This is a genomic window from Streptomyces sp. NPDC002896 (genome assembly GCF_040295225.1).
Classification (GTDB): Bacteria; Actinomycetota; Actinomycetes; order Streptomycetales; family Streptomycetaceae; genus Streptomyces.
This window is the reverse complement of the sequence record NZ_JBEOVA010000089.1, coordinates 1-5,183: the sequence shown is the minus strand read 5'-3', so window position 1 is coordinate 5,183 and position 5,183 is coordinate 1. Positions and strand designations below refer to the sequence as shown.

General features: G+C 57.0%; 2 rRNA genes. Both read right to left on the bottom strand.

The window, feature by feature from the left end:
- Nucleotides 1–23: 23 nt before the first annotated feature.
- A 23S ribosomal RNA gene (locus ABT009_RS47185) occupies nucleotides 24–3,146 on the bottom strand.
- A gap of 319 nt (nucleotides 3,147–3,465) precedes the next feature.
- Nucleotides 3,466–4,991: ribosomal RNA gene (locus ABT009_RS47180) — 16S ribosomal RNA — on the bottom strand.
- The 16S and 23S rRNA genes sit together here, the layout of an rRNA operon.
- Nucleotides 4,992–5,183: the final 192 nt, after the last annotated feature.

Below are 5,183 nucleotides of genomic sequence, written 5' to 3'. Positions count from 1 at the left end.
CAACACAGTGGACGCGAGCAACTGAGGACAAGCCCTCGGCCTATTAGTACCAGTCAACTCCACCCATTACTGGGCTTCCATATCTGGCCTATCAACCCAGTCGTCTACTGGGAGCCTTACCCCATCAAGTGGGTGGGAGTCCTCATCTCGAAGCAGGCTTCCCGCTTAGATGCTTTCAGCGGTTATCCCTCCCGAACGTAGCCAACCAGCCATGCCCTTGGCAGAACAACTGGCACACCAGAGGTTCGTCCGTCCCGGTCCTCTCGTACTAGGGACAGCCCTTCTCAAGACTCCTACGCGCACAGCGGATAGGGACCGAACTGTCTCACGACGTTCTAAACCCAGCTCGCGTACCGCTTTAATGGGCGAACAGCCCAACCCTTGGGACCGACTCCAGCCCCAGGATGCGACGAGCCGACATCGAGGTGCCAAACCATCCCGTCGATATGGACTCTTGGGGAAGATCAGCCTGTTATCCCCGGGGTACCTTTTATCCGTTGAGCGACGGCGCTTCCACAAGCCACCGCCGGATCACTAGTCCCGACTTTCGTCCCTGCTCGACCCGTCGGTCTCACAGTCAAGCTCCCTTGTGCACTTACACTCAACACCTGATTGCCAACCAGGCTGAGGGAACCTTTGGGCGCCTCCGTTACTCTTTAGGAGGCAACCGCCCCAGTTAAACTACCCATCAGACACTGTCCCTGATCCGGATCACGGACCCAGGTTAGACATCCAGCACGACCAGACTGGTATTTCAACGACGACTCCACAACCACTGGCGTGGCCGCTTCAAAGTCTCCCAGCTATCCTACACAAGCCGAACCGAACACCAATATCAAACTGTAGTAAAGGTCCCGGGGTCTTTCCGTCCTGCTGCGCGAAACGAGCATCTTTACTCGTAGTGCAATTTCACCGGGCCTATGGTTGAGACAGTCGAGAAGTCGTTACGCCATTCGTGCAGGTCGGAACTTACCCGACAAGGAATTTCGCTACCTTAGGATGGTTATAGTTACCACCGCCGTTTACTGGCGCTTAAGTTCTCAGCTTCGCCATGACGAATCATGACTAACCGGTCCCCTTAACGTTCCAGCACCGGGCAGGCGTCAGTCCGTATACATCGCCTTACGGCTTCGCACGGACCTGTGTTTTTAGTAAACAGTCGCTTCTCGCTGGTCTCTGCGGCCACCCCCAGCTCAAGGAGTAAATCCTCTCACCAAGTGTGGCCCCCCTTCTCCCGAAGTTACGGGGGCATTTTGCCGAGTTCCTTAACCATAGTTCACCCGAACGCCTCGGTATTCTCTACCTGACCACCTGAGTCGGTTTAGGGTACGGGCCGCCATGAAACTCGCTAGAGGCTTTTCTCGACAGCATAGGATCATCCACTTCACCACAATCGGCTCGGCATCAGGTCTCAGCCTTAATGAGCGGCGGATTTACCTACCACTCGGCCTACACCCTTACCCCGGGACAACCACCGCCCGGGATGGACTACCTTCCTGCGTCACCCCATCACTCACCTACTACCAGCTCGGGTCACCGGCTCCACCACTCCCCTCAACTCCGAAGAGATCAGGGCGGCTTCACGGGCTTAGCATCACTGGATTCGATGTTTGACGCTTCACAGCGGGTACCGGAATATCAACCGGTTATCCATCGACTACGCCTGTCGGCCTCGCCTTAGGTCCCGACTTACCCTGGGCAGATCAGCTTGACCCAGGAACCCTTAGTCAATCGGCGCACACGTTTCCCACGTGTGTATCGCTACTCATGCCTGCATTCTCACTCGTGAACCGTCCACAACTCGCTTACGCGGCTGCTTCACCCGGCACACGACGCTCCCCTACCCATCACAGTCCCCGTTGGGGGTATGTACTGCAATGACACGACTTCGGCGGTACGCTTGAGCCCCGCTACATTGTCGGCGCGGAATCACTAGACCAGTGAGCTATTACGCACTCTTTCAAGGGTGGCTGCTTCTAAGCCAACCTCCTGGTTGTCTCTGCGACTCCACATCCTTTCCCACTTAGCGTACGCTTAGGGGCCTTAGTCGATGCTCTGGGCTGTTTCCCTCTCGACCATGGAGCTTATCCCCCACAGTCTCACTGCCGCGCTCTCACTTACCGGCATTCGGAGTTTGGCTAAGGTCAGTAACCCGGTAGGGCCCATCGCCTATCCAGTGCTCTACCTCCGGCAAGAAACACACGACGCTGCACCTAAATGCATTTCGGGGAGAACCAGCTATCACGGAGTTTGATTGGCCTTTCACCCCTAACCACAGGTCATCCCCCAGGTTTTCAACCCTGGTGGGTTCGGTCCTCCACGACCTCTTACAGCCGCTTCAACCTGCCCATGGCTAGATCACTCCGCTTCGGGTCTTGAGCGCGCTACTAAAACGCCCTATTCGGACTCGCTTTCGCTACGGCTTCCCCACACGGGTTAACCTCGCAACACACCGCAAACTCGCAGGCTCATTCTTCAAAAGGCACGCAGTCACGAGAACAAGGCAAGCCTCGTTCCGACGCTCCCACGGCTTGTAGGCACACGGTTTCAGGTACTATTTCACTCCCCTCCCGGGGTACTTTTCACCATTCCCTCACGGTACTATCCGCTATCGGTCACCAGGGAATATTTAGGCTTAGCGGGTGGTCCCGCCAGATTCACACGGGATTTCTCGGGCCCCGTGCTACTTGGGTGTCTCTTAAACGAGCCGCTGATGTTTCGACTACGGGGGTCTTACCCTCTACGCCGGACCTTTCGCATGTCCTTCGCCTACATCAACGGTTTCTGACTCGTCCCACGGCCGGCAGACCGTAGAAAAGAGATCCCACAACCCCCCAAACGCAACCCCTGCCGGGTCTCACACGCTTGAGGTTTAGCCTCATCCAGTTTCGCTCGCCACTACTCCCGGAATCACGGTTGTTTTCTCTTCCTGCGGGTACTGAGATGTTTCACTTCCCCGCGTTCCCTCCACATGCCCTATGTGTTCAGGCATGGGTGACAGCCCATGACGACTGCCGGGTTTCCCCATTCGGAAACCCCCGGATCAAAGTCTGGTTGACGACTCCCCGGGGACTATCGTGGCCTCCCACGTCCTTCATCGGTTCCTGGTGCCAAGGCATCCACCGTGCGCCCTTAAAAACTTGGCCACAGATGCTCGCGTCCACTGTGCAGTTCTCAAACAACGACCAACCACCCATCACCCCGAACCAACGGCTCGAGTGCACTGGGGCCGGCATCCCGAAGGACGAGCTTTCAGCCCGTGCCCTCAGACACCCAACAACGTGCCCGACACACTCCCCGCTCCCCTCAACGTTCCACGCCCAAAAATGAGCAGTACTAGAAGGAGAAGACGATCAAGTGTGCCGAATAATCAACGTTCCACCCATGAGCAACCAGCATCAGACATTCGCTGATGTACTGGCCTCTGACCGTGTCCCGAGGGACCCGGTAAGAAGTGCTCCTTAGAAAGGAGGTGATCCAGCCGCACCTTCCGGTACGGCTACCTTGTTACGACTTCGTCCCAATCGCCAGTCCCACCTTCGACAGCTCCCTCCCACAAGGGGTTGGGCCACCGGCTTCGGGTGTTACCGACTTTCGTGACGTGACGGGCGGTGTGTACAAGGCCCGGGAACGTATTCACCGCAGCAATGCTGATCTGCGATTACTAGCAACTCCGACTTCATGGGGTCGAGTTGCAGACCCCAATCCGAACTGAGACAGGCTTTTTGAGATTCGCTCCACCTCACGGTTTCGCAGCTCATTGTACCTGCCATTGTAGCACGTGTGCAGCCCAAGACATAAGGGGCATGATGACTTGACGTCGTCCCCACCTTCCTCCGAGTTGACCCCGGCAGTCTCCTGTGAGTCCCCATCACCCCGAAGGGCATGCTGGCAACACAGAACAAGGGTTGCGCTCGTTGCGGGACTTAACCCAACATCTCACGACACGAGCTGACGACAGCCATGCACCACCTGTATACCGACCACAAGGGGGCGACCATCTCTGGCCGTTTCCGGTATATGTCAAGCCTTGGTAAGGTTCTTCGCGTTGCGTCGAATTAAGCCACATGCTCCGCTGCTTGTGCGGGCCCCCGTCAATTCCTTTGAGTTTTAGCCTTGCGGCCGTACTCCCCAGGCGGGGAACTTAATGCGTTAGCTGCGGCACCGACGACGTGGAATGTCGCCAACACCTAGTTCCCACCGTTTACGGCGTGGACTACCAGGGTATCTAATCCTGTTCGCTCCCCACGCTTTCGCTCCTCAGCGTCAGTAATGGCCCAGAGATCCGCCTTCGCCACCGGTGTTCCTCCTGATATCTGCGCATTTCACCGCTACACCAGGAATTCCGATCTCCCCTACCACACTCTAGTCTGCCCGTATCGAATGCAGACCCGGGGTTAAGCCCCGGGCTTTCACATCCGACGTGACAGACCGCCTACGAGCTCTTTACGCCCAATAATTCCGGACAACGCTTGCGCCCTACGTATTACCGCGGCTGCTGGCACGTAGTTAGCCGGCGCTTCTTCTGCAGGTACCGTCACTTTCGCTTCTTCCCTGCTGAAAGAGGTTTACAACCCGAAGGCCGTCATCCCTCACGCGGCGTCGCTGCATCAGGCTTTCGCCCATTGTGCAATATTCCCCACTGCTGCCTCCCGTAGGAGTCTGGGCCGTGTCTCAGTCCCAGTGTGGCCGGTCGCCCTCTCAGGCCGGCTACCCGTCGTCGCCTTGGTGAGCCACTACCTCACCAACAAGCTGATAGGCCGCGGGCTCATCCTGCACCGCCGGAGCTTTCAACCCTCACAGATGCCCATGAGAGTGTTATCCGGTATTAGACCCCGTTTCCAGGGCTTGTCCCAGAGTGCAGGGCAGATTGCCCACGTGTTACTCACCCGTTCGCCACTAATCCACCCCGAAGGGCTTCATCGTTCGACTTGCATGTGTTAAGCACGCCGCCAGCGTTCGTCCTGAGCCAGGATCAAACTCTCCGTGAATGTTTTCCCGTAATCGGGATGACACCACGAGAGCGGTGCGACGAAGAGGAATAGTCCCCGTCGCACACAGCGTCCTCGCTGTGTTATTTCAAAGGAACCTCGACCATCATCAAGATGGACGGGGTATCAACATATCTGGCGTTGATTTTTGGCACGCTGTTGAGTTCTCAAGGAACGGACGCTTCCTTTGTA